This is a genomic window from Janthinobacterium silvisoli (genome assembly GCF_014200725.1).
GTDB lineage: Bacteria > Pseudomonadota > Gammaproteobacteria > Burkholderiales > Burkholderiaceae_D > Janthinobacterium.
The window spans coordinates 37,221-61,543 of record NZ_JACHCL010000004.1; the positions used below are offsets into that span (position 1 = coordinate 37,221).

General features: G+C 60.9%; 24 protein-coding genes and 1 riboswitch. Of the genes, 14 read left to right on the forward strand and 10 right to left on the reverse strand.

From position 1 onward, the window contains the following. The first annotated feature begins 10 nt into the window (after positions 1 to 10). Positions 11 to 538: a 5-formyltetrahydrofolate cyclo-ligase gene (locus tag HDE75_RS19155; RefSeq protein WP_260174222.1), complete on the forward strand. Its 528-nt coding sequence runs from the start codon at positions 11 to 13 to the stop codon at positions 536 to 538. A 12-nt stretch (positions 539 to 550) separates the two neighbouring features. On the opposite strand, the gene metF is transcribed toward HDE75_RS19155, so the two are convergent. The 3 genes from metF to ahcY all read right to left on the reverse strand — a co-directional run bounded on the left by metF (position 551) and on the right by ahcY (position 3,231). After that, entirely contained in the window at positions 551 to 1,381 is an 831-nt protein-coding gene (gene metF / locus HDE75_RS19160) for a methylenetetrahydrofolate reductase [NAD(P)H] (RefSeq protein ID WP_183679823.1), read from the reverse strand. Beyond that, positions 1,368 to 1,724: a phage holin family protein gene (locus HDE75_RS19165; RefSeq protein ID WP_183679821.1), complete on the reverse strand. Its 357-nt coding sequence runs from the start codon at positions 1,722 to 1,724 to the stop codon at positions 1,368 to 1,370. The genes metF and HDE75_RS19165 overlap by 14 nt, the downstream gene beginning before the upstream one ends. Before the next feature lie 82 nt (positions 1,725 to 1,806). Further along, positions 1,807 to 3,231: an adenosylhomocysteinase gene (gene ahcY, locus HDE75_RS19170; RefSeq protein ID WP_183679819.1), complete on the reverse strand. Its 1,425-nt coding sequence runs from the start codon at positions 3,229 to 3,231 to the stop codon at positions 1,807 to 1,809. Positions 3,232 to 3,256: 25 nt separating this feature from the next. Then, a riboswitch (S-adenosyl-L-homocysteine riboswitch) is annotated at positions 3,257 to 3,325 on the reverse strand. A gap of 164 nt (positions 3,326 to 3,489) precedes the next feature. On the opposite strand from ahcY, the gene HDE75_RS19175 reads away from it, so the two are divergent. Further along, a complete protein-coding gene (locus tag HDE75_RS19175; protein WP_183679817.1) occupies positions 3,490 to 3,765 on the forward strand; it encodes a hypothetical protein in 276 nt (91 codons plus the stop codon). Positions 3,766 to 3,875: 110 nt separating this feature from the next. On the opposite strand, the gene metK is transcribed toward HDE75_RS19175, so the two are convergent. Further along, positions 3,876 to 5,042, reverse strand: a complete 1,167-nt coding sequence (gene metK, locus HDE75_RS19180; protein ID WP_183679815.1) for a methionine adenosyltransferase — start codon at positions 5,040 to 5,042, stop codon at positions 3,876 to 3,878. Between the two features lie 188 nt (positions 5,043 to 5,230). On the opposite strand from metK, the gene HDE75_RS19185 reads away from it, so the two are divergent. The 3 genes from HDE75_RS19185 to dapF are packed head-to-tail and all read left to right on the forward strand — an operon-like array spanning position 5,231 to position 7,851. Next, positions 5,231 to 6,097 carry a lysophospholipid acyltransferase family protein gene (locus HDE75_RS19185; protein WP_183679813.1) on the forward strand — a complete coding sequence of 289 codons (867 nt, stop codon included), beginning with the start codon at positions 5,231 to 5,233 and terminating at the stop codon, positions 6,095 to 6,097. Continuing rightward, on the forward strand, positions 6,094 to 6,972 hold the full coding sequence (locus HDE75_RS19190; protein WP_183679811.1) for an LpxL/LpxP family acyltransferase: 879 nt from the start codon (positions 6,094 to 6,096) through the stop codon (positions 6,970 to 6,972). Before HDE75_RS19185 ends, HDE75_RS19190 begins: the two co-directional genes overlap by 4 nt. 15 nt (positions 6,973 to 6,987) lie before the next feature. After that, positions 6,988 to 7,851, forward strand: coding sequence for a diaminopimelate epimerase (gene dapF, locus HDE75_RS19195; protein ID WP_183679809.1), 864 nt, complete (start codon positions 6,988 to 6,990; stop codon positions 7,849 to 7,851). A 12-nt stretch (positions 7,852 to 7,863) separates the two neighbouring features. Here the strand turns inward: dapF and HDE75_RS19200 are convergent, their stop codons facing one another. Then, entirely contained in the window at positions 7,864 to 9,366 is a 1,503-nt protein-coding gene (locus tag HDE75_RS19200; protein ID WP_183679807.1) for a tetratricopeptide repeat protein, read from the reverse strand. 447 nt (positions 9,367 to 9,813) lie between these two features. Here HDE75_RS19200 and HDE75_RS19205 point away from each other — a divergent pair, with 447 nt between their 5' ends. The 8 genes from HDE75_RS19205 (at position 9,814) to HDE75_RS19240 (ending at position 17,144) form a co-directional block, all read left to right on the forward strand. Continuing rightward, positions 9,814 to 10,869, forward strand: a complete 1,056-nt coding sequence (locus tag HDE75_RS19205) for a porin (protein WP_183679805.1) — start codon at positions 9,814 to 9,816, stop codon at positions 10,867 to 10,869. A 168-nt stretch (positions 10,870 to 11,037) separates the two neighbouring features. Further along, positions 11,038 to 11,715: a DUF484 family protein gene (locus HDE75_RS19210; protein ID WP_183679804.1), complete on the forward strand. Its 678-nt coding sequence runs from the start codon at positions 11,038 to 11,040 to the stop codon at positions 11,713 to 11,715. A 1-nt stretch (position 11,716) separates the two neighbouring features. Beyond that, complete coding sequence (locus tag HDE75_RS19215) at positions 11,717 to 12,664, forward strand: tyrosine recombinase XerC (RefSeq protein ID WP_183679802.1); 948 nt, start codon at positions 11,717 to 11,719, stop codon at positions 12,662 to 12,664. A gap of 130 nt (positions 12,665 to 12,794) precedes the next feature. Then, on the forward strand, positions 12,795 to 13,883 hold the full coding sequence (locus HDE75_RS19220) for a CobW family GTP-binding protein (protein WP_183679800.1): 1,089 nt from the start codon (positions 12,795 to 12,797) through the stop codon (positions 13,881 to 13,883). Positions 13,884 to 14,363: 480 nt separating this feature from the next. Further along, the gene (gene dksA, locus HDE75_RS19225; RefSeq protein ID WP_183679798.1) at positions 14,364 to 14,816 is read left to right on the forward strand and encodes an RNA polymerase-binding protein DksA; all 453 of its coding nucleotides are present in this window, start codon (positions 14,364 to 14,366) and stop codon (positions 14,814 to 14,816) included. A gap of 190 nt (positions 14,817 to 15,006) precedes the next feature. Then, entirely contained in the window at positions 15,007 to 15,543 is a 537-nt protein-coding gene (gene hslV, locus HDE75_RS19230) for an ATP-dependent protease subunit HslV (protein WP_183679796.1), read from the forward strand. Between the two features lie 26 nt (positions 15,544 to 15,569). Further along, positions 15,570 to 16,922: an ATP-dependent protease ATPase subunit HslU gene (gene hslU / locus HDE75_RS19235; RefSeq protein WP_311735146.1), complete on the forward strand. Its 1,353-nt coding sequence runs from the start codon at positions 15,570 to 15,572 to the stop codon at positions 16,920 to 16,922. 33 nt (positions 16,923 to 16,955) lie between these two features. After that, entirely contained in the window at positions 16,956 to 17,144 is a 189-nt protein-coding gene (locus tag HDE75_RS19240; protein WP_183679792.1) for a hypothetical protein, read from the forward strand. On the opposite strand, the gene HDE75_RS19245 is transcribed toward HDE75_RS19240, so the two are convergent. Beyond that, positions 17,141 to 17,773: an outer membrane protein gene (locus tag HDE75_RS19245; RefSeq protein ID WP_183679790.1), complete on the reverse strand. Its 633-nt coding sequence runs from the start codon at positions 17,771 to 17,773 to the stop codon at positions 17,141 to 17,143. The two genes, HDE75_RS19240 and HDE75_RS19245, sit on opposite strands and share 4 nt — an antisense overlap. Before the next feature lie 180 nt (positions 17,774 to 17,953). On the opposite strand from HDE75_RS19245, the gene HDE75_RS19250 reads away from it, so the two are divergent. Continuing rightward, positions 17,954 to 18,742, forward strand: coding sequence for a helix-turn-helix domain-containing protein (locus HDE75_RS19250; protein ID WP_183679788.1), 789 nt, complete (start codon positions 17,954 to 17,956; stop codon positions 18,740 to 18,742). On the opposite strand, the gene HDE75_RS19255 is transcribed toward HDE75_RS19250, so the two are convergent. From HDE75_RS19255 to gspE, 4 genes are read right to left on the reverse strand one after another with little or no spacing between them, the layout of a single operon-like run. Beyond that, the gene (locus HDE75_RS19255; RefSeq protein WP_183679786.1) at positions 18,715 to 20,994 is read right to left on the reverse strand and encodes a patatin-like phospholipase family protein; all 2,280 of its coding nucleotides are present in this window, start codon (positions 20,992 to 20,994) and stop codon (positions 18,715 to 18,717) included. The two genes, HDE75_RS19250 and HDE75_RS19255, sit on opposite strands and share 28 nt — an antisense overlap. A 59-nt stretch (positions 20,995 to 21,053) precedes the next feature. After that, positions 21,054 to 21,638: a type II secretion system protein N gene (locus tag HDE75_RS19260; protein ID WP_183679784.1), complete on the reverse strand. Its 585-nt coding sequence runs from the start codon at positions 21,636 to 21,638 to the stop codon at positions 21,054 to 21,056. A gap of 18 nt (positions 21,639 to 21,656) precedes the next feature. Beyond that, on the reverse strand, positions 21,657 to 22,877 hold the full coding sequence (gene gspF / locus HDE75_RS19265; RefSeq protein ID WP_183679782.1) for a type II secretion system inner membrane protein GspF: 1,221 nt from the start codon (positions 22,875 to 22,877) through the stop codon (positions 21,657 to 21,659). A gap of 10 nt (positions 22,878 to 22,887) precedes the next feature. Beyond that, positions 22,888 to 24,315 carry a type II secretion system ATPase GspE gene (gene gspE, locus HDE75_RS19270; RefSeq protein ID WP_183679780.1) on the reverse strand — a complete coding sequence of 476 codons (1,428 nt, stop codon included), beginning with the start codon at positions 24,313 to 24,315 and terminating at the stop codon, positions 22,888 to 22,890. Positions 24,316 to 24,323 lie beyond the last annotated feature (8 nt).

The window sequence follows — 24,323 nt, forward strand, 5'->3', positions numbered from 1 at the left end:
AAAAGCGCACTTGCGCAAGACGCTGCTGGCCACGCGGCGCAGCTTGCCGCAAGCCACGCGCATGCAATGGGATGCCGCCATCGCCCAGCGCCTGCTGGACTGGTGTGCACAAGAAAACATCACGGAATTGGGCGTGTACTGGCCGCTGCATGGCGAACCCGATTTGCACGCTGCCTATGCGCAGCTGGCCGCCAGCGGCGTGGCCTTGGCCTTGCCGGTAGTGCTCGAAAAACATGCGCCGCTGGCATTTTCTGCCTGGACACCTGGGGAGGCCATGGTAAAAGATGGCATGGGCGTAGCCGTGCCCAGCCAGCTGCGCTTGCGCCCGGCACCTGCTGCGCTGCTGGTGCCCTGCCTGGGATTTAATCCCCAACGCTATCGGCTCGGTTATGGCGGCGGTTATTACGACCGTACCCTGGCGCAAGGACCGCGTCCGCGCACGGTGGGTATCGCCTATGCTTGCCTGGCGGCCGAGTTTGCCTGCGGCCCATACGACATCGCCCTCGATCACATCGTGACCGAGGGCGATATTGTGTAAAACAAAACTGATTTATTTGACCAGGCGCTGCCACAGGGCCGTGGTAGCGGCCGCCTGGTTCAGACTATAGAAATGCAAGCCGGGCGCGCCACCCTCTAGCAGGCGTTCGCACAAGGCAGTCACCACATCGAGGCCAAAAGCCTTGATGGACGCGCTGTCATCGCCGAAGCTGGCCAGTTTCAGGCGCACCCAGCGTGGAATTTCCGCGCCGCACATTTCTGAAAAGCGCAACAATTGCGTGTAATTCGTGATCGGCATGATGCCGGCCACGATAGGCACGTTGATGCCCACCTTCTGCGTTTGCTCGATAAACTGGAAATACGCATCGGCATTGTAGAAGTACTGGGTGATGACCGAATCGGCGCCAGCCTGCACCTTGCGGACCAGCGCCTGCAGGTCGTCTTGCGGCGAACGCGCTTGCGGATGCATTTCCGGATAGCCAGCCACTTCGATATGGAAATGGTCGCCCGTCTCGGCGCGGATGAATTCCACCAGCTCATTAGCATAGCGGAACTCGCCCGCTGCGCCGTAACCACTGGGCAAGTCGCCGCGCAAGGCCACGATACGCTGCACACCAGCATCCTTGAAATCAGCCAGTACCTTGCGGATCGACTCGCGCGTGCCGCCCACGCACGACAGATGGGGCGCGGCTTCTTCGCCGTCCGCCAGAATATCGCGCACGGTATCGAGCGTACCTTGCTGGGTGCTGCCACCGGCGCCAAAGGTCACCGAATAATACTTCGGATGCAGTTCGGACAGTTTTGCCCGCGTGGCACGCAGCTTTTCCGTCCCTTCCGGGGTTTTCGGCGGGAAAAACTCAATACTGAAGTTATGGTCTGCCATCGGTTTTACTCAAAAGTAAGGTCGACAGGGCCCAGGAAATGACGCTGTACAACAATGCGCCGCCCACGGCCGCCCAGAAACTGGTGACATGGAAACCATCGATGACCTGCGCCACCAGCCAGAACAGAAAGCCATTGACGATCAGGATGAACAGTCCCAGCGACAACACGGTCACCGGCAAGGTCAGCAAAATCAGCAATGGACGTATCAGGGCGTTGACCAGACCCAGCAAGGCAGCAGCCAGCAGCGCAGTCCAGCCACTGCTCATGGACACCGAGTGCATCAGATAAGGAACGGCAAACAGGGCTGCCGCGTTGATCAACCAAGTCAGTAGCAAGCGCATTTCTTTAGCCTGTCAAAAAGAAGGGTCAGGCCGGCGGCAGGCGCCGGCCTTCAGAGGGTGATGTACAGCCCCGGACTACCGATTAATAGCGGTAGTGCTCTGGCTTGTACGGACCTTCGGTACGCACGCCGATGTAAGCGGCTTGCTCTTCAGTCAGTTCCGTCAGCTGCGCATTCAACTTTTTGAGTTGCAAGCGAGCGACTTTTTCGTCCAGGTGTTTTGGCAAAGTGTACACGCCGACCGGGTAGTTGGCCGTGTTGGCGTACAGTTCGATCTGGGCGATGGTCTGGTTGGCGAACGACGAGCTCATCACGTACGACGGGTGACCGGTACCGCAACCAAGGTTGACTAGGCGGCCTTCAGCCAGCAGGATGATGCGGCGGCCCGATGGGAAAATGATGTGGTCGACTTGCGGCTTGATGTTTTCCCACTCGTATTGTTTCAACGAAGCGACGTCGATTTCATTGTCAAAGTGACCAATGTTGCAGACGATGGCCTGGTCTTTCATGCGCGTCAGATGATCGTGCGTCAGGATGTGGTAGTTGCCGGTGCAAGTGACAAAGATATCGCCATGTTCGCAAGCGTAGTCCATGGTCACCACGCGGTAGCCTTCCATCGCCGCCTGCAGTGCGCAGATCGGATCGACTTCCGTGACCCAGACTTGCGCCGACAGGGCGCGCATGGCTTGCGCCGAACCTTTGCCGACATCACCGTAACCGGCGATGACGGCCACTTTACCGGCGATCATGACGTCGGTAGCGCGCTTGATACCATCGACCAGGGACTCGCGGCAGCCGTACAGGTTGTCGAACTTCGATTTCGTGACGGAATCGTTGACGTTGATTGCAGGGAAGGCCAGCTTGCCTTCTTTATGCATCTGGTACAAACGGTGCACGCCGGTGGTGGTTTCTTCGGTCACGCCGAGGATTTCCGGCAGACGCTTCGAGTACCAGGTAGCATCGACCAGCAAGTGTTTCTTGATCGAGTTGAACAGGCAGATTTCTTCTTCCGAGGAAGGGTTGGCCAGTACCGACAGGTCGGTTTCGGCGCGCACGCCCAGATGCAGCAGCAAGGTTGCATCGCCACCGTCGTCGAGGATCATGTTCGAGTAGACAGCCTTGCCGTCCGCATCCGGCCATTCAAAGATGCGGTGCGTATATTCCCAGTAGTCATCCAGCGATTCGCCCTTGACAGCGAACACAGGCGTGCCAGCGGCAGCGATGGCGGCAGCGGCATGGTCTTGCGTGGAGTAAATATTGCACGACGCCCAGCGCACTTGCGCGCCCAGTGCTTCCAGGGTCTGGATCAGCACGGCGGTCTGGATGGTCATATGGATGGAACCGGTGATGCGCGCGCCTTTCAAAGGCTGCGCAGCGGCGAATTCTTCACGGATGGCCATCAGGCCAGGCATTTCCGTTTCAGCGATCTTGATTTCCTTGTCGCCCCAGGCGGCCAAGGTGATATCAGCGATGGTGTAGTCGTGTTGCGATTTGAGTACGGCGTTCATCACGCCCTCCTTTCAGTGTGAAAAAGGTACGTGAGCGCGGTTGCAGGATATTCCGAGCCTGGCGAATTTCTTCGTCGCAACGCTCCTCGGACCCGATATCTTACCATTGGCGCACACGCTTCGCCAACCGATTCGGCATAGCCAGGCAAATGTAAGCGTTTGTAATGGTCGTCAACGCATCAGTCCGCCACCGCGTTTTTTGCTCAGTGACACGGGAATCATCCCAGCACGATTAAACAACCACTTGAGGATTGCATCATGAAAAAAGTTATCGCTACCCTGATCGCCGGCCTGTTCGCTTCCGCTGCATTCGCTCAAGCACCAGCGCCAGCCGCATCGGCTCCTGCCGCTTCCGCTCCAGTCGCCATGAAAGCGGCCATCAAGCCAGCAGCCGAAGCCAAGCCAGCTGCCAGCACCGAAGCCAAAGCTGACACCAAAGTTGCTAAACCGAAGCATCACGCTAAAAAAGCCAAGGCCAAAACCGAGGCAGCAAAAACGGAAGCAGCACCAGCAGCCGCTCCTGCCGCCAAGTAAGCTTTAGCCGCAATAGAAAAAAGACAGGTCCGCCTGTCTTTTTTTGTTTTCCAGACATAAAAAAGCACCCGCAGCCTTGGCCGGGGCGCTTCTCTATATCAGCTGGCAGATTACTTCAGGCCGGCAGCGTCACGCAGCAGGGCGACCTTGTCGGTGCGTTCCCAGGTGAATTCCGGCTCTTCGCGGCCGAAATGGCCGTAGGCGGCGCTCTTCTGGTAAATCGGACGCAGCAGGTCCAGCATTTGAACGATACCTTTTGGACGCAAATCAAAGTGTGCTAGCACCAGCTTGGCGATTTCCGTATCGGGAATCACGCCCGTGCCTTCCGTGTAGACGGTGATGTTGATTGGCTTGGCCACGCCGATGGCGTAGCTGACCTGCACCTGGCATTGACGCGCCAGGCCGGCGGCGACGATGTTTTTCGCCACATAGCGGGCAGCATAAGCGGCCGAACGGTCGACTTTCGATGGGTCCTTGCCCGAAAACGCGCCGCCGCCGTGCGGCGCTGCGCCACCGTAGGTATCAACGATGATCTTGCGGCCGGTCAAGCCGCAATCGCCTTGCGGGCCACCGATAACGAAACGGCCGGTCGGGTTGACCAGGAATTTGGTGTCCGTCAGCCATTCGCGCGGCAGGATAGGCTTGATGATTTCTTCAATCACCGCTTCTTCGATCTGCGAGTGCGAGATTTCCGGCGCATGCTGGGTCGACAGCACCACCGTGTGCACACCGACCGGACGGCCATCGACGTAGCGCAGGGTCACTTGCGATTTTGCATCCGGACGCAGCCATGGCAGACGGCCATCCTTGCGCAGTTGCGACTGGCGCTCGACCAGGCGGTGCGCGTAGTGGATGGCGGCTGGCATCAGCTCGGCCGTTTCATCGCAGGCATAACCAAACATCAAGCCCTGGTCGCCAGCGCCTTGATCCAGATCAATACCAACGCCTTCATCGACACCTTGCGCGATGTCTGGCGATTGCTTGTCGTAAGCCACCAGTACGGCGCAACCTTTATAGTCGATACCATATTCCGTATTATCGTAACCGATGCGTTTGATGGTTTCGCGCGCAACTTGAATATAATCAACATTGGCATGCGTGGTAATCTCGCCAGCCAGTACCACCAGACCGGTGTTGCACAGGGTTTCGGCAGCCACGCGGGCGGTCGGGTCCTGGGTCAGGATGGCGTCAAGGATGGCGTCGGAAATTTGATCGGCAACCTTGTCCGGGTGGCCTTCCGAGACGGATTCGGAAGTGAAGAGATAGTCGTTTGACATTGCAGGCTCCTGATTACGATATGAATGTTCTGTCGCAGTAAAGAGGATTTTGCCTGCGACGCTTTAGCGATATTTATATTCCGCTTCGCAAGTTGTCTATTAACTCGGCGGTACTGCATACGTGGTATTTTACGCTTCTTAAAAAATTTTGGCACGGCAACGCGTCAACCGTAGAAAACAGATTATTCATGCTAGTCCCCATTTTCCGCTTTTTATCCCTCTTTCCCCTGCCTGTTTTGCATGCTCTGGGAAGTACGCTAGGCTGGGTAATTTACGCCATTTCACCGTCCTATCGGCGCCGCATGCGTGAAAACATGCACGGTGCGGGCTTTTCGCAACACTTGCACTCTGCCGTGTCCGAAGCAGGCAAGAGCGTGCTGGAGCTGCCCTTCATCTGGTGTGCGCCAGCCGAGCGCGTGGCGCGCCATGCCACGGTGGAAAACTGGGAATTGGTCGAGCGCGCGCTGGCGCATGGCCGCGGCATCGTGTTCCTGACGCCCCATTTGGGCTGTTTTGAAATCGTCGCGCAGCAAATCGCCCTGCGTACGGCCTTGACCGTGATGTACCGCCCGCCCAAACGGGCCGCCCTGAAACCGTTGATCGAAGGCGCACGCGCACGCGAAAACCTGATGCTGGCGCCCGCCAATATGTCGGGCGTGCGCATCTTCGCCAAATGCCTGAAGAAAGGCCAGCCGATCGGTTTGCTGCCAGACCAGGTGCCGCAAGAAGGCGAAGGCGTGTGGGCCGATTTCTTCGGCCGCCCCGCCTACACCATGACCCTGCCGGCCAAGCTGGCGCAGATGGGCGGCGCCGAAGTCATCATCACCTATGCCGAGCGCCTGCCGGGCGGGCGCGGGTACCGCGTGCATTTCGTGCCATTCACCGAATCGCTGGACTGCCCTTCGGCGCAGCAGGCACGCACCATCAACGCAGCCATGGAGCAATTGATCGCGCGCAGCCCCGCACAATATCTGTGGAGCTACAACCGCTATAAAGTACCGCGCGGCGCACCGCCACCGAACGCCGCCAGCAGCGATGCAGGAGAACAGGCATGAGGCTGCTGCTCGCCCTGATGTGGCTGCTGCATTGGCTGCCCCTGCCCATCCTGGGCCGCTTTGGCGTCGCCGTCGGCAGCCTGCTGTTCATCGCCATGCCGCGCCGGCGCAAGATCGCGCTGACCAATTTGCGCCTGTGCATGCCGGAATTATCGGAAAAGGAAAGAGTAGCCCTGGCGCGCCAGCATTTCCAGGCGTATTCGCGCAGCGTGTGGGAACGCGCTATTCTGTGGTGGGCCTCGGAAGAGCGCCTGAACCGCCTGATCAAGAAAGTGCCAGCGTTCCCGGGACAACTGATCGCCTCCAAACCGACCATTTTGCTGTGCCCGCACTTTGTTTGCCTCGACGTCGCCGGCGCGGCCACGGCGATGGAAATTTCAGCCTCGTCGATGTATGCGCAGCAAAAGAACGCCGTGTTCGACAAGGCCTTGCGCGACGGCCGTTCGCGTTTCAAGCCATCGAAACTGTTTACACGCCAGGATGGCATCAAGCCCATCTTGCGCGCGCTGCGTGATAACTTGCCCTATTTCATGCTGCCGGACATGGATTTCGGCGAAAAGGATGCGGAATTCGTGCCCTTCTTCGGCGTGCCGGCCGCCACCCTGACAGCCACGGCGCGCCTGGCGCTGGCCGCCAGGGCCCAGGTAATCCCGGTGATCGCCACCTTCCTGCCCGATTACCAGGGCTGGAAAGTGACGTATTACCCGCCGTGGGACGATTATCCTGGCGAAGACATCACGGCCGCCACGCGCCGCATGAATGACTTTATCGAAGAGCGCGTGCGCGAAACACCGGCCGAGTACTTCTGGACGCACAAGCGCTTCAAGACGCGCCCGGAAGGCGAGCCCTCGTTCTACGACAACCAGCAACATTGATTTGATCGCCCTACCATGAAACTCCAGTTCACCAAGATGCATGGCGCCGGCAATGACTTCATCGTCATCGACGCCATCAACCAGCAGGTCGATTTCACGCCAGCCCAGTGGCAGCGCCTGGCCGACCGCCGTTTCGGCATCGGCGCCGACCAGATCCTGGTGGTGGAAAAGGCCCGCCTGCCCGGCTGCGACTTCCGCTACCGCATCTATAACAATGACGGCGGCGAAGTCGAGCAATGCGGCAATGGCGCACGCGCCTTCGTCAAGTTCGTCAGCGAAAAAGGCTTGTCCGGCCAGACCTCCATCAGCGTGGAAACCATGGCCGGCGTGATCACGCCACGGCTGGAAATCGACGGCAGCATCACGGTCGACATGGGTGCCCCGGTGTTGGAACCAGCCCTGGTGCCCTTCGATGCAAGCGGCCTCGACGGCGTGGCGGAAGGCAGCGACACCTTGTGGCCGCTGGACCTGGCATTGCCTGGGCTAGCTGCCACGGTGCTGGTGTCCGTCGTTTCGATGGGCAATCCGCATGCGGTGCAAGTGGTCGATGATGTCGATGGGCTAGACCTGGAAAGCTCGGGCCCGCTGATCGAACACCACCGGCGCTTTCCGCGCAGGGTCAACGCCGGCTATATGCAGGTACTGGATCGCCAGCACGTGAAACTGCGCGTGTATGAACGGGGCGCCGGCGAAACGCTGGCCTGCGGCACGGGCGCCTGCGCCGCCGCCGTGGCCGGCATCCGCCGTGGCCTGCTCGACTCACCCGTGCGCATCAGCGCGCGCGGCGGCGAACTGTCGATCGCCTGGCAGGGCGAAGGCAAGAGCGTGCTGATGACGGGCCCGGCCGTGACAGTATTTGAAGGCACGATAGATCTGTAATCGCAACAAGGACTATGCCGCCAGGAATGCCTGTTCCAGCGGTGTTTCCAGCTCTGCCAGATAACATTTCAAGCGGTACAGGCGCTGGCGATAATTGCCTTCCGGACCTTCCACACCGCAATCGACATGTTCGAACACGCGCATGACACGGTCGAGCAGATGGCGTTCCTGCGCCGTGCGGATCAGCACCAGCCGCCGTTTGCCACGGCCGTGCGTGGCACTGATATCGATCAGCAGGCAATGCCCGTGATCAGCCGCATGGATATCGAGCAATAACGCTTCCGCACGCGACAAATGAAAGCAGCGCGCCAGTTCCAGCCGTGCCGCCAGCAAGGGCTGGCTTTGAAGCCATTGACGCTGCTGCGATCCGCTATAGGCTACGCTGCCCTGGCCCCATTCGCCAACGGCGCCGCAAGGGGCGATCTTGACCAGCGCCGCCCCCGCTTCCAGGCAGCCCTGCGCCTGTGCCTGCAACAGCCAGTAAGCGGCGCGCACATCGTTATTGCCTCCCTCACGCCGGTTACGCCATGCATGCATACCGCATTCGAGCTGGGCCGGTGCATGTCCCAGATCGGCCGCGCGCTCCAGGCAGGATTGCGCCTCCAGCACATTACGTTGCGAAAATTCAGGTTTGATATAAATGCGCGACAGCACGAACCAGGCATCGGCCAGCCCCTGCTCGCCCGCCTGGGTCAGCCAGCGTACGGCGCGCTTGAAATTGGCCGTGCCACTGCGCGTGGCCAGCCGCCTGCCCTGCGCATCCATACGCGCATAGCCCAGCCCCAGTTCCAGCTGTGCCGTGCGGTCGCCGCCATGGGCCGCCAGCTCGCAGCATTGCCAACTTTCCGGCGCACACGTCAGGGCCAGCGCCTGGGCACAGCGCGACAGCAGCAACACTTGCGGTGCTGCCAGAGTGATGCGGCAGGCACCCTGCACCGCCTGGCGCCGCAACAAGTCTCGCGCCAGCGGCAAGGCGCGCGACACATACGCGCTGCGGTCACCGCTGCTCCACGCCTGCTCCAGCCAGGCATACAGCGGTGCGCCATACACGCCGGCTAGCTCGCAGACCTCGCCGCTCCCCTGCCCGGCCGTGCTCGCCATGCCATCTTGGCGGGAAAGCAGCCATTGCGCATCGGGCAAACCGGCACGCACTGCCGCTTCGAGCGCCTGCCTGGCCTTGCTCCGCAGGATCTCGCAATCAACATTGGCATTTCCCAACACTAATTGGGCCAGCACCAGTCCCGCTTGCACCAGCCCGGCGTCAAATGCCTGTTGATAATAGGGGATCAAAGTCTTGGCCGACGATAGGGCCACCTCGAACGGCACGTGCATGCCGATCAGCAGGCAAGCTTCCTCGCTCTGCTCCTGCGCCGCCCGCGCCAGCCAGTGCAGGGCGGTCGGTACACTTTGCGGCACGCCCTGGCCAAACAGATAGACCCTGCCCAGTGCCAGCTGACAGCTGACATTGCCCGCGCGGGCCCCCTTGATCAAGCCTAGTATTTCGCGATTTGCCATCGATTCTCGATATTGAGTCAATGATTCTAATAATGTGCGTGTCTCCCGGCCTGCTCGCGTCTGGCACCCAAACAACGATGTCATATTGATCAGTCCTTACGACAGTGTAACGTCCCCATCTTGTGAAATCGTCAAAAAGAGACGAAAAAATTGATTTAGCGCAATATTTTCTGCCCGACACATCCTCTTGCTGCTATCATTTTACCAATGGCAAAACAGCCAACTACAGCGGGAACACGCTGGCTCCGTCACCTTCCGCAGCGTTACAAAAATACAACAGAGCAATGCCTTTATGGTGATTTTCACCAATCTTTTCACGCCTATTTGACCAATCCCATGTGGCTGGCGTGCTGAACACTTAAGGTTCATTCATCGGAATGCAGTATTTGCCGCGTTCCAATCTGCTCGGGACTCTGACGGAAATCACTTTTACATAGGGAATAAGACATGAAAAAATCACTCGTTGCTCTCGCCCTCTTCGGCGCATTCGCCGGTGCCGCACAGGCACAGTCGTCCGTCCAGATCTACGGCACGGTCGATGCCGGCGTCGCCAAGGCAACTGGCACCACTGCCCAGGTCACGAAACGCGACAACAACAAACTGGGCTTCAAGGGTGCGGAAGATCTGGGCGGCGGTTTGAAAGCAATTTTCCAACTGGAAATCCGCTTCGAACCCGATACCGGCACCATTGAAAACACGTCGGGTGTCAATTCCCGTCCCTTTTTCCAGGGCCAAAGCCGCGTCGGCCTGCAAGGCGACTTCGGTACCGTGCGTCTGGGCCGTGGCTTGACCGCCTTCCAGGAAACGAGCACCTACTTTGAGCCATGGTCGGGCATGCCAACCCCAGTCGGCTTCCAGACCGACCTGCAAGTGGCCGGCTACACCAGCGATCCGCTGAGCCCACCGGGCAACTCGCGCAACCGCTTCTCGAACGCCGTGTTCTATAACTCGCCGGTCATCGCAGGCTTCCAGTTCAACGCCACCGTGGCGTCCAAGGAAGCGCTCGGCAATATCGCCGTACCGTTTGCAGCGCCATCGGCAACGAATGCCAGCGGCAACTACGCCCTGGCAGCCAACGTGCAAGCCGGCTCGAATCCGTACTCGGTTTCGGTGACCTACACCAACCCGCTGTTTGCCCTGATGGGCGCTTACGAGCGTAATGCCGTGCAAGCAAAACTGTGGTCGGTCGGCGGCTCGGTCAACCCGCTGGACTCGGGCCTGAAACTGATGGCTTCGTATCAGCATCAGAATGACGATAAGTTCAAGATCATCAACACCAACACCAAGGCGTGGCTGGTTGGCGCCAACTACGACGTGGGCCCGGGCAAGATCCGCGCTGGCTACGGTCAAAAAACGCCGGATGGCGTCACCAAGACCAAGCAGGCATCGCTGGGCTACGATTACAACCTGTCGAAACGCACCTATCTGTACGCAGACATTTCGAACAAGAAAACCGTCAGCTCGGCCAACTACATCGGCGTCGGCGTGCACCACAACTTCTGATGCCGGCAAGGGGCGCCCAAGCGGGCGCCATTTGCAGCGCAGAAAACAAAGCGGCATGGGTTACCATGCCGCTTTTTTCATGGCAACAAGCAACAGCGCCAACTTTGCCCCGTCCACAGCGCACTCTCGGTTAGAATCAAGCGTTCATCTTTCTTCCTGACACTAACCATGACTGCCACACTCGATTCAAGCACCGTCGCCCAGTATCTGAGCGAGCACCCGGACTTCTTCGCAGAACACACCAGCCTGCTCGGTGAAGTTAAACTCAGCAGTCCGCTGACGGGCCGTACCATCTCCTTGCAGGAGCGGCAGATGGAAGTGATGCGCGACAAGTACAAGGCGCTGGAACTGCGCATGTCCAGGCTGAGCCGCGTCGCCGAAGAAAATGGCGCGATTGCCAACAAATTCCACGGCTGGAACCAGGCCATGCTGCAGGTGCGCGACGATGCCGCCATGCCGCGCGTGCTGGTCGACGCCTTGCAAAGCAATTTCGGCGTGCCCCATGTCAGCCTGCGCCTGTGGCAACTGGCGCCCGAATACGCCGACGCCTGGTATAGCCAGAACATCACGGCCGATGTGCGCATGTTCGCCAATGGCTTGCAAACACCGTATTGCGGCAGCAACCACGACTTTGAAGCGGTGCAATGGCTGCAGGCAGACAAGGTGGAATCGACCGTCATGATCGCCCTGCGCACGCCGGGCACGGGCGACACCTTCGGCCTGCTGGTGCTCGGTTCACCTGACAGCGAACGCTTCACGTCCAGCATGGGCACCGATTTCCTGGTGCATATCGGCGCCACCGCCAGCGCTGCCCTGCATGCGCTGGTGGCAGCCAAGCTGCACTGATATGCTTGCCTCGCGCAGCAAGGCGGAATGGCTGGAGACCTACCTGGCGCAGCTGGCCACGCAGCGCAAGCTGTCGCCACACACGGTGGCCGCCTATGCACGCGACCTGCGCGAGCTGCTGACGCTCAGCGCAGATATCGCCTGGACCGCGCTGGCGCATAATGAAGTGCGCCGCTACACGGCCAAGCTGCATGCAGGCGGGCTGGACCCGCGTTCGATCGCACGCAAGCTGTCGTCGTGGCGCGGCTTTTTTGCCTGGCTCAGCGGCGAAACGGCGCTCGACGCCAACCCGGTGGATGGCATCCGCGCCCCCAAGCGGGCCAAGAGCCTGCCCAAGGCCTTGTCGGTCGACGACGCCGTGCGCCTGGTGGCGCCCGCCACCCACCCGCAAGGCAAGCCGGAACCGGAACAGCTGTGCAACCGCGCCATGTTCGAACTGCTGTATTCGAGCGGACTGCGGGTGTCCGAACTGACCAGCCTCGACACACACTATTGCAAGGCGGAAAATGGTCTGCCCGCCTCGCTGGGCTGGATCGACATGGCCAGCTTCGAAGTCATCGTCACCGGCAAGGGCAGCAAGATGCGCAAGGTGCCCGTCGGCAAGGCCGCCCTGGTCGCCCTGTCAAGCTGGCTGGCCGTGCGCCCGCCTGCCAGGGATGGCAGCGCCGCCCTGTTCCTGAGCACGCGGGGCACGCGCATCTCGCCCAGGGTGCTGCAATTGCGCCTGAAAGCACACGCGCTCAGTTCGGATATCCCTGCCAATGTGCATCCGCACGTGCTGCGCCACTCGTTTGCCTCGCACGTGCTGCAATCGTCGGGCGACCTGCGTGCCGTGCAGGAAATGCTGGGCCATGCCAGCATCACCTCGACCCAGGTCTACACGGCGCTCGATTTCCAGCACCTGGCCCAGGTGTACGACCAGGCCCACCCGCGGGCCAAGCTCAAATAAGCAAACCCGCAGCCTGATCCATATCAAGCGGATAGTGGCTGTTTGCAAGCATTTGCAAAATTCCGGCATAATCGTCCGGATTCGCCGGCTTGCACGGCGACACCACCGACACACAGCATAGGCACTCTTCATGGCACTGATACCAACCACCATCCTCACCGGTTTTCTGGGCGCCGGCAAAACCACCCTGCTCAACCGCATATTGCAGGAAGACCATGGCATGCGTATCGCCGTGATCGAAAATGAGTTTGGCCAGGAAAATATCGACAATGAAATCCTGGTGCAAGACAGCAGCGAGCAAATCATCGAAATGAATAACGGCTGCATCTGCTGCACCGTGCGCGGCGACCTGATCGTGGCCCTGACGGCGCTGGCGCAAAAGCGCGACGCCGGCTTGCTGGCATTTGACCGCATCGTCATCGAAACCACGGGCCTGGCCAATCCCGGTCCGGTGGCGCAGACTTTCTTTGTCGATGAAGAAGTGGGCAGCCATTACATGCTCGACGCGATCATTACCGTAGTCGATGCACGCCATGCCATGAAACAACTTGACGAATACGAAGAAGCGCAACGGCAAGTGGGCTTTGCCGACAAGCTGCTGCTGTCGAAAACCGACCTGGTCAGTGAAGATGACGTAGCTGCGCTGACGCGCCGCCTGAAGCGCATCAATCCACGCGCACCGATCGGCAAGGTGGATTTCGGCCGCGCACCGATTGCCGAAGTGCTCGATATCCGTGGTTTCAACCTGAATGAAAAGCTGGAGCTGGACCCGGATTTCCTGGCTACCGAAAGCGCCCATGTGCATAACCATGACCATGACCATGCGCACGAGCATAAACACGATCATGAGCACGCCCATGAGCACAGCGACGCCTGCGCCACTGACTGCGGCCATCACGATCACCACCATGCCCAGCACAGCGACGATATCGCCGCCTTTGTTTTCAAGAGTACGCAGCCGTTCGACAGCGCCAAGCTCGACGAGTTCCTTGGCGGCCTGGTACAAGTGTATGGCCCCCGCATGCTGCGCTACAAGGGTGTGCTGCTGATGCAGGGCGCCGAGCGCAAAGTGGTGTTCCAGGGCGTGCACCAGCTGATGGGCAGCGACCTGGGCGCCAAATGGGGCGAAGACGAGGTACGCGGCAGCAAAATGGTGTTTATTGGCAAAAATCTACCAAAAGACATTTTTATTCGCGGACTCGAACAATGTTTGGTATAAACTAGCCGGGTTTTGCAAAAGGCCCGTTGCAAATAGGAAAGGGAAAGAAAACACGCTTTCCCGCTGTCTGACGAGAATTTTGCTGGAACTTGCTGGAATAAACCAACAAGTGGCCATATCTGATCGGCTCGTCAACAAATCGGGATGGCAATATACGGCAAAGCGTGCCAAAATCAGCGACGAAAACGGCCCTTGTCGTTAACCTGTCATGAAATGCTGGCAAACTGCCGCTGGCCGCATGCCAGGCATGAAATCGCTCCACCCCACTACGCAGGTCGACGCAAGCAATAGCGAGACTGGCATATAGCGGTAAAAAGTTATCAACATGGCAAATGCAGCCGGACAGCAGTCTGCCGGCAAGCCTAGGTCGCAAGCAGTACAGCCGGACAGCAATGCCAAGCGGAACCTGTACAGTTGCTCGGCATCGCCGCAGTAACTGATCAATTTGAAAACTCTGTCGTATCGAAGGTAAGCGAAGTTATGACCAAAACTAATAAATCGACCCCGGCCGCCAACCAAGAGATCCCTCTCATCAGCGAAGAGCAAATTCGCGCCATGAGCGAGGACGACTACATGAATGCAGCCCAGCTGGCATTCTTCAAGGCGCGCCTGCAACAGCTCGAAAAAGACTTGCTGAAAAACGCAGGCGAAACCACCGAACATTTGCGCGAAACGGTGCTGGTACCCGATCCGGCCGACCGCGCCACGATCGAGGAAGAGCATGCGCTGGAACTGCGCACGCGCGACCGCGAACGCAAACTGCTGAAAAAAGTTCAGCAATCGATCGCCAGCATCGATGCCGGCGATTACGGCTGGTGTGAAGAAACGGGCGAGCCTATCGGCATTCCCCGCCTGATCGCCCGTCCAACCGCCACCCTGTCGCTGGAGGCCCAGCAACGGCGCGAACTGAAGCAAAAACTGTACGGCGACTGATCGCCCGGCCCTTGGGGGCCATCCTTGAAAAAGCATGCAAATATCCTTGCATGCTTTTTTTTCGTCCAGACCTAGCTACACTGGAACAAGCACATCTATCCTGAATCTGGCTTGCAATTGCCTTTTCCATCCCCATTTTTGAACAATCGGTGCGCAATCGCACGGCTTTGCACGAACTTTTGAGGTCAATATGGAACAATTTCACGGCACCACCATCCTCTGCGTACGGCGCGGCAAGCAAGTCGCCCTGGGCGGCGACGGCCAGGTAACACTGGGCAATATCGTCATGAAGGGCACGGCCCGCAAGGTACGCAAGTTGTATCAAGGTAAAGTCCTGGTAGGTTTCGCCGGCGGCACCGCCGACGCGTTTACCCTGCTCGACCGCTTTGAGGGCAAGCTGGAAAAACACCAGGGCAATTTGCTGCGCGCTTCGGTGGAACTGGCCAAGGACTGGCGCACCGACCGCGTGCTGCGCCGACTGGAAGCGATGCTGCTGGTGGCAGACAGCGAATCGACCCTGGTCATCACGGGCAATGGGGATGTGCTGGAGCCGGAAGACGGCATCGGCGCCATCGGTTCGGGCGGTAGCTACGCGCAATCGGCCGCCAAGGCGCTGCAGGAAAATACAGACTTGCCGCCGGCCGAAGTGATCAAGAAATCGCTGACCATCGCCGCTGAACTCTGCATTTATACCAACATGTCGCACATCATCGAAACGTTAGATTAAGTACGAAAGCCGAGCAGAATATGATCATGAACATGACCCCATTGGAAATCGTCGCTGAACTCGACAAGCATGTGGTGGGACAAGGCAAGGCCAAACGCGCCGTCGCCATCGCCTTGCGCAACCGCTGGCGCCGCCAGCAGGTGGCCGAGCCGCTGCGCCATGAAATCACGCCTAAAAATATCCTGATGATCGGCCCGACGGGCGTCGGCAAGACTGAAATCGCGCGCCGCCTGGCCAAGCTGGCCGACGCGCCCTTCATCAAGATCGAAGCGACCAAATTCACGGAAGTCGGTTATGTGGGCCGCGACGTGGACACCATCATCCGCGACCTGATCGACATCGGCATCAAGCAGACGCGCGCCTCGGAAATGAAGAAAGTGCGCGTGCGCGCCGAAGATGCCGCGGAAGACCGCATCATCGACATCCTGGTGCCGCCAGCGCGCGACTTCGGCTTTACGCCAAATTCGGCAGCAGCCGTGGACACGGGCAGCGGCGACAGCACGCGCCAGACTTTCCGCAAGCGTTTGCGCCAGGGCGAGCTGGACGACAAGGAAATCGAGATCGAACTGGCCGAAGCGGGCCCGCAAATGGAAATCATGGCGCCGCCTGGCATGGAAGAAATGACGGAGCAGATCAAGTCCATGTTTTCGGGCGCGGGCCAGGCACGCAAGAAGGCGCGCAAGGTCAAGATCAAGGAGGCGTTGAAACTGCTGGTCGAGGAAGAAGCGGCCAAGCTGGTCAACGAAGACGAGCTGAAACAAAAGGCCATCCAGAACGTGGAGCAGAACGGCATCGTTTTCCTGGACGAGATCGACAAGATCGCTTCGCGCTCGGAATCGGGTGGCGCCGACATCTCGCGCGCCGGCGTGCAGCGCGACCTGCTGCCGCTGGTCGAAGGCACGACGGTGAACACCAAGTACGGCATGATACGTACGGACCATATCCTGTTCATCGCCTCGGGCGCCTTCCACTTGTCCAAACCGTCCGACCTGATCCCGGAATTGCAAGGCCGCTTCCCGATCCGCGTGGAGCTGGAATCGCTGTCGATCTCCGATTTCGAGCGCATCCTGACCAGCACCGACGCCTGCCTGACGATGCAGTACGAAGCCTTGCTGGCGACCGAAAACCTGAAGCTGCAATTTGCGCCGGAAGGCATCACGCGCCTGGCTGAAATCGCCTACTCGGTCAACGAGCGCACGGAAAACATCGGCGCGCGCCGTTTGCATACGGTGATGGAAAAGCTGCTGGAAGAAGTGTCGTTTACGGCCAGCGAAGGCAGTAGCAGCAGCGAAAACCTGCTGGTGATCGATGCCGCGTACGTGAACCAGCGCCTGGAGGCGCTGTCGGTCAACGAGGACCTGTCGCGCTACGTGTTGTAACTGCGTGCTGTAATCACGGCAAAGGAGGAAACGGTGGCAAACAAGGCCCTGGCGACGCGGCAGAAAATGCAGTTCCGCGTCGAACCTTCGCAAAAGCCGCGCAACCCGGTTGCCGCCGCCGCCAAGCAGCGCGCGGCCGGGGCGCATGTCAAAACCGTATCAGGCCAGCGCCAGCAAGAAAAACGCTTGCTGGCGAAACTGCTGCTGAAAGTGGAAACTTAAAAGCGGTAAGACGCGCCGAGCGAAAACATGTCAGCTTTGGTTTTCTGGCTGCCGCTGTACTTCACCGGTACGCGGTCCCAGTCGAGGTGCAGCGACCAGTTCTTGTTCAGCGCATAAGCCGCGCCGAGACCATACATCAGTCCCGCCTTGTTCTCCTTGTCCGACCCGCCTGTGGCGTAATCGACCTTGCCCTGCGTGTAAGCCAGACCGGCGCGACCGCTCAAGGTAAACGCGTCGAACTGGTAGCCGAGCACGCCTTGTACGCCGGCGCCGTTGAACTTGCCGCGGCCCGCGACTTTTCCCGCCCCGGTATCGAAACCCGATGTGACGCTGCCGCTGGTGTAGCCCACCAGTTCAATCGCAGGCACGGCAACGCCGCCCTGAAAGGGCAGTGCGTCGAAACTGTAACCCACGTAGGCCTTGCCGTTACGCTTGCTGCTCTTGTCGCAGTTTTGCTGGCCTGGCGCGCAATCGAGGCCGGTGCTGGCACGGAAGCCGTAGCTGGCACCTGCATACACTGGACCCGGGTTGGCGCCAGGATTGGCGTTGGTGTCTGCCGCCGAAGCGTGAAAAGGAGCGAAGGTGGCGAGCGCCAGCATCGCTGCTGGAATGATGTGTTGTGGTGACATGAATAACCTCTACAAGTGATGGGATTTCCTGGTGCTTGCGCGCTATGCGGGCGAGCAGATGCAGTGTCTGCTGTTTTGCAAAAAAGTACTACCTGCTTGTGCAAAGTTCCTTTAGAGGCTACATTTAGTACCGTAATCCACGACCAGATTTGCAAGACAGACATCCATGAAAGAAGCTCCATGAGTTCACCCGAACTGGTTTTACGCGTGCTGCGCACCCAGCTGCGCGCCGCCGGCATCACCTACAAGGTGCTGGCCGAGCGCATCGACATGAGCGAATCGAGCGTCAAGCGCATGTTCGGCCAGCACGACATGTCGCTATCGCGCCTGGCCCTGATCTGCAAGGCAGCCGGCATCGCCATGGAAGATGTGCTGCGCGGCGCGGCCGACATCACGCCGCATGCCGACACGCTCACCCTGGTGCAGGAAAAGTCATTGATCGCCCACCCGCGCCTGCTGCTGGTGGCGATCTGCTGCCTGGGGCACTGGAACCTGGAACAAGTGGTGGAAACCTATGCGCTGAGCGAAGCCGAATGCATCGGCTATCTGGCGGAACTGGACCGCCTGGGCCTGATCGAACTCAAGCCGCTGAACCGCTACAGCCTGCGCGTTTCGAACGCCTTTCACTGGCTGGCCGACGGTCCCGTGCAGCAGTACTTCCGCGAACACGTGGTGGCCGATTATTTCAGCGGCCATTTCGATGGCGCCGGTGAAACCCTGATGTGCATCCCGGCCCGTTTGTGCCTGCCCAGCGCGCAGGAGATGGTGCAAAAGATCCGCCAGCTGGCCGAAGAACTGGCGCGGCTGCACCAGAGCGACCGGCGTTTGGCGCCGGCCGAGCGCGATGGATTTACCCTGCTGCTGGGTTTCCGCTCATGGGAATTTGCCGCCTTCACAGCCCTGCGCCGCAGCGCGCCAGCCGGCACGCCGGCCACGCCGCCTTACCAGACGGGACCCAGGAACAGGTAAACGGTGCCCGTGTTGCCCTTGCTGGAGCCGGTCGCCAGATAGGCAGGGCCAAAGCGCGTGTCGACGGCCAGGAACACGCTGGACGCCTGCGTGAAGACGCTGCGCCGCAGCGGTTCGCTCTGATCAAAACCACCGCCCATCTCCACCGAAAAGCCAGCCCGCACGGCGCCGCCAAACGTAGTGGGCAGGGAGCCGATACGGCGCGCCATGACAAAGCGTGCCAGCGCAATGCTGCGGCCCGTGACCGAATCGGAAGGTGTGCCGGACAAGCGCAGGAAGCCGCCCAGGCTGAGTGGCGCTTCACCGCGCTGCGCACGCGCCCATTCGCCATAGATATGACCTGCCCAGTTACCACTGCCCAGCGCCTTCATGGCGGAGACCGACGACTGCCCGAGCGCTTTTTCGGCAGATCCCGTGGTCGACGACTGCGTCCAGGTGGCATCAAACAGCATGCCGCGCGTGGGGAAGCCCGGCTCGTCGAGCGTATCGGCGCGGAACTTGACGAACTTGGTGGTACCGAGCGCACGCACTTCAGGCACGGCCAGGTCAGCCGGTATCGACACATTGGCCTTACTCTCGCTGCGCGCCACGCCTATCTGCAAATCGCCCCAATAGCCGAACTGGCGGCCCAGCGCCAGGAGGCCGCCCTGGCCGCTGTACGCCATGCGTGCAGTACGCCGGCCCTTGTCGAACAAGTCGAGCGAGGAAGAGTTGTACTGGATGGTCGGCGCCACATACCACGGGCTGCCAGCGCCCAGCGGCTGGAAATACTGAAACGCCAGATTACGATCGCTGCCGATCTGCACCAGGGTGCGCAGCTCGCCGCCCCAGTCGTTCAGGTTGGAGCGCACATGCATCAGCTTGATGGCAAAGGTATTCTTGTCATTGAAATCGCTGGCCAGTTCCAGGCCCACGCGCAGGCGGTTGCTGGCCCACGGCGCTTCCGTCGCTTTCAGGGTCACCTCGCGCTGCTCGCCCGCATCGACCACTTCCGACTCCACGCGCGCCACGTCGCCGCGGCCATACAGCTTGCTGGCCGCCTTGAGCACGTCTTCCTGGCTCACCAGCTGCCCTTCGACCAGCCCAGATTGCGCCTCGAGGATGCGCGGATTGATCTGGCCTTCACTTTCCACCGTCAAACGGGTCAGCGGCAGCGCTACATCGAGCAGGGCCGGCGCCGCCAGGCGCAACTGCTCCCTGGCCGCATACTGTTCCGGCGGCAGCGCCAGCGGCGCCAGGCGCGCGGCCAGCGCCTGCGCCGCCTGCTCGCCGGCGCGCATGGCGCGTCCGTAATTCTGGAAGTCGAGAAAACTCACACCGGCCAGATCAGGCGCCACCAGGATATCCTGCGGATGCAGCTCCTTGATCGAGCGCTGCACATTCTGCTCCGTGAGGATTTGCAGCATCTGCTGCGCCACGCCGATGGCGCTGCCCAGCTCTTTTTCCGGCGCCAGCGGCGTGCCCACGTTGACGGCGATGATGATATCGGCCCCCATGGCCCGCGCCATGTCGACCGGCAGATTGCGTACCAGGCCACCATCGACCACCAGGCGGTTATTCACGCGCACCGGTGCAAAGACACCGGGCACCGCCAGGGAGGCGCGCATCGACAGGAACAACGGCGTGTCGACCAGTTCCACCAGCTCGCCGTTGACCAGATCCGACGCCACCGAGCGGAAAGGCACGGGCAACTGGCTGGCAGGCCGGTCGCGCATGCCAGCGGGCAGCAAGCGGTTCAAGGCCATTTCCAGCGCCGCATTGCTGGCCGCGGCCGGCGGCGTGGAAATGCCATTGCGGCTGACGCCGAACTCGATGCGCGACGGCAGCAGCAAGTCTTCTTCGCGGCGGCGGAATATCAGATCATCGCGCGCCGGCCGGTCCGCCAGCACGCGGTCCCAGTTGGTTTCACGCGCCATTTTTTCCAGATCCGCCACGGAAGCGCCGGCGGCATACGCGCCGCCCACCACGCCGCCCATGCTGGTACCAACCACCATATCGATAGGGACATGCAATTCTTGCAATACTTTCAACACGCCGATATGGGCGAAGCCGCGTGCACCGCCGCCAGACAAGACCAGCGCGATGCGGGGCCGGGCCGGCGCAGCGGAAGTGGCGACAGCGGCGTTCGTCGGCTCAGGCGGCGTGGCCGCCTGGGTGGCTGCAGTGGTCAGAGTGGCTGGCGTGGCGGCGAAGGCTGGCAAGGCGCACAGTGTCGCCACGCAGCCCACCAGCAGGGCGCGGATCAAGAACATAGAAACTCCTGTGGCGACGGCGGAACGGCAGCCGTCGGTATGATGCATCGCTGCGATCGTCAATTCGTCGGTGGCGTGCCCGGTTGTGGCTGCGGCTGCGACACCACGACACCCGCCGCCGGCATCAGCACACCACCCGGACGGTGCTGCGCTTCGGCTGGCATCGGTGGCGGCACCAGGCTGGGCGCCGGCTGCTGTGGCGCCGGCATGGGCACCGGTCCCACGGCGCCCGGCAGCGACAGCGCCTTGTCGTCGGCAACCAGCTCCAGGCGTTTGCTCACGCCGCCATCGAGTAGAACCACATAGCGTGGCTGCACTTCCTTGACCGTCACGCCAGGCGCCACTTCCGCGCCGGCCGGCAAGGCCACCGATGGTTTGCCATCTGTAGCGATGATGGCCACGCTGCCGCGGCCATTGCCGGCGGCGACCACGCCGCGCAACTGATAATTGCTGACGCTGGCCACGCTGACCTGGCCGCCGAACAGCGACGCGCCGGCTTCCACGCTGGCATCCTGCACCACCGGTACGGCCGGTGGATTGATCGGGCGCTGCGGCGCCTTGAACAGCTGCATGGCCCAATAGGCCAGCGACACGGACAGCGCCACGACGGCGATCAGACTTGTTAATTGAGGCAAACGCTTCATGGCTTCCTTGAATTCTTGTTAGCGTACCAGCTGGTTGATCTCGATAATCGGCATCAGCACGGCCAGCACGATCAGCAGCACCACCACGCCCATCGCCAGGATCAGCACCGGTTCGAGCAAGCCGGCGATCGTCAGCGTGCGGCGCTCCAGGTCCTGCTCCTGCGCGCTGGCGGCCCGGTCCAGCATGGCCGGCAGTTCACCGGTGATTTCACCGGCGCGTATCATGTGGATCAGCATCGGCGGGAAATGCTTTTGCGCCGACAGCGCACGCGCCAGGCTGACGCCTTCGCGCACGGCGCTGCTGGCCTCTTCCACCAGTTCCTGCATCGCTACATTGGTCAGCGTGTCGCGGCTGGTGTCGAGCGCGCGCAAAATCGGCACGCCGGAACCCGTAGTAATGGCCAGCGTGCTGGCGAAACGGGCCGTGTTCAGGCTGCGCTCGAACTTGCCGTACAAGGGAGCCGTCAGCAGCCAGGTATGCCAGCGCCGCTTCAACGCCGGCTGCTGCAGTGCGCGCCGCCAGGTCACCCAGGCGCCGATCAGGGCGATGGCCACGATGATGCCGTAATGGCGCACAAAGTCGGACAGCGCCAGCATGATCACGGTCAGCACCGGCAGCTTTTGCTTGGTATTGGCGAATACGGAAACGATCTGCGGCACCACATAGGTGAGCAGGAAAATCACGATGGAAAACGCCACCACCGTGACGATGGCAGGATAGGTAAAGGCCAGTTTGACCTTCTGCACCAGCGCATTGCGCCGTTCGATGTAATCGGCCAGGCGCGACAGCACGCGCGACAGATGGCCGATCTGCTCGCCCGATGCCACCAGCGCGCGGTAAATTTCGGCGAAGTCGCGCGGGTGGCGCGACAGCACGTCGGAAAACGCGGCGCCACCGATCACTTCGGAACGTATCGAGGCGATCAGGTCGCGCAGGTACGGGCGTTCTGCCTGCTCCAGCAGAGCGGAAAACGCCTGTTCCAGCGGCAGGCCCGCTTCCAGCAAGCTGGCCAGCTGGCGCGTAAACAACGCCAGTTCGGTAGTGGTCAGGCGCTCGCCGAAACCGCGCCGCCTGGTAACGCCAGCCGCATCGACCTGGGCAGCGATCAGGTCGACAGCCAGTGGCACCAGGCCTTGCAGGCGCAGCTCGGCGCGCGCGGAACGGGGACTGTCGGCATTGAGCACGCCCTTGCGGGTGGCGCCTTGCGCGTCGACGGCTTCATAACGGAATGCGGGCATGGTAGCGGGCCTAGTCTTTGGTCACGCGCAGCAGTTCGGCTTGCGTCGTCGTGCCATCGCGCAGCCAGCGCTCGCCGTCTTCGCGCATGCCCGTCATGCCGTCCTGCAGGGCCACGGTGCGCACTTCCGCTTCCGAAGCACGGTTGTGGATCTGTGCGCGTATCTGTTCGGTCGTGCGCAGCAATTCATACACGCCGACCCGCCCCTGGTAGCCCGTGTGGCCGCACTGTTCGCAGCCAACCGCCTGCCAATATCCGCTCTGGCTATCGAAAGTTTTACAGGAGCCGCACAGCTTGCGCACCAGGCGCTGCGCCAGCACGCCGAGCAGGGACGACGACAGCAGGAACGGCTCGATACCCATGTCGAGCAAACGCGTCACGGCCGCCGAAGCGTCGTTGGTATGCAGGGTTGCCAGCACCAAGTGGCCCGTCAGCGAAGCCTGCACGGCGATCTGCGCCGTTTCCAGGTCGCGGATCTCGCCGATCATGATCACGTCCGGGTCTTGCCGCAGGATCGCCCGCAGCGCTTTCGCAAACGTCATGTCGATACGCGAATTGACCTGCGTCTGGCCCACGCCAGCCAGGTCATATTCGATCGGGTCTTCCACCGTCAGGATATTGGTGGTGGTGGCGTTCAGCATCGACAGGGCCGCATACAGGGTCGTCGTCTTGCCCGAACCGGTCGGCCCCGTCACCAGCACGATGCCGTGCGGCTGCGTGATCAAACCATCGAACTGTTTCAGCATCGGCGCGCTCATGCCCAGGTGCTGCAGGTCGAGGCGGCCCGCTTCCTTGTCCAGCAGACGCAGCACGGCACGCTCGCCATGGCCGGTCGGCAGGGTCGAGACGCGCACGTCGACCGGTTTGCCGCCCACGCGCAGGGTGATGCGGCCGTCCTGCGGCAAGCGTTTTTCAGCGATATCGAGCTGCGCCATGATCTTGATACGCGAAATGAGCGAACCGTGGATGGCCTTGCGCGGGCGCACCACGTCGCGCAGGCTGCCGTCGATGCGAAAACGCACGACCGACGTCTGCTCGAACGGTTCGATATGGATATCGGATGCGCCTTCGCGCAGCGCCTGCGTCAACAATGCATTGATCATGCGGATCACGGGCGCGTCGTCGGACGATTCGAGCAAATCCTCGATGGCCGGCACATCTTGCAGCAGCTTGGTCAGGTCCAGGTCGGCGTCGAATTCATCGGCCATCTGCGACGCGTCGCCGCCGCCGCCCGCGTAGGCGCTGGCAATGGCCGCATCGAGTTCACCGCGCGGCAAGACCGTCAGCTGGATCTGGCCGAAACGGCGCGACACTTCGGCAATCGCGGCTGGCGCGGTGGCGGCAGCCACCAGCACTTCGACCGCATCGCCTTCCTGCGCGCCGGGCCGGGCCAGCAAGCTGAAATCGCGGGCGTAGGCGTAAGGTAAAAGATTACTCATGTCGGCGA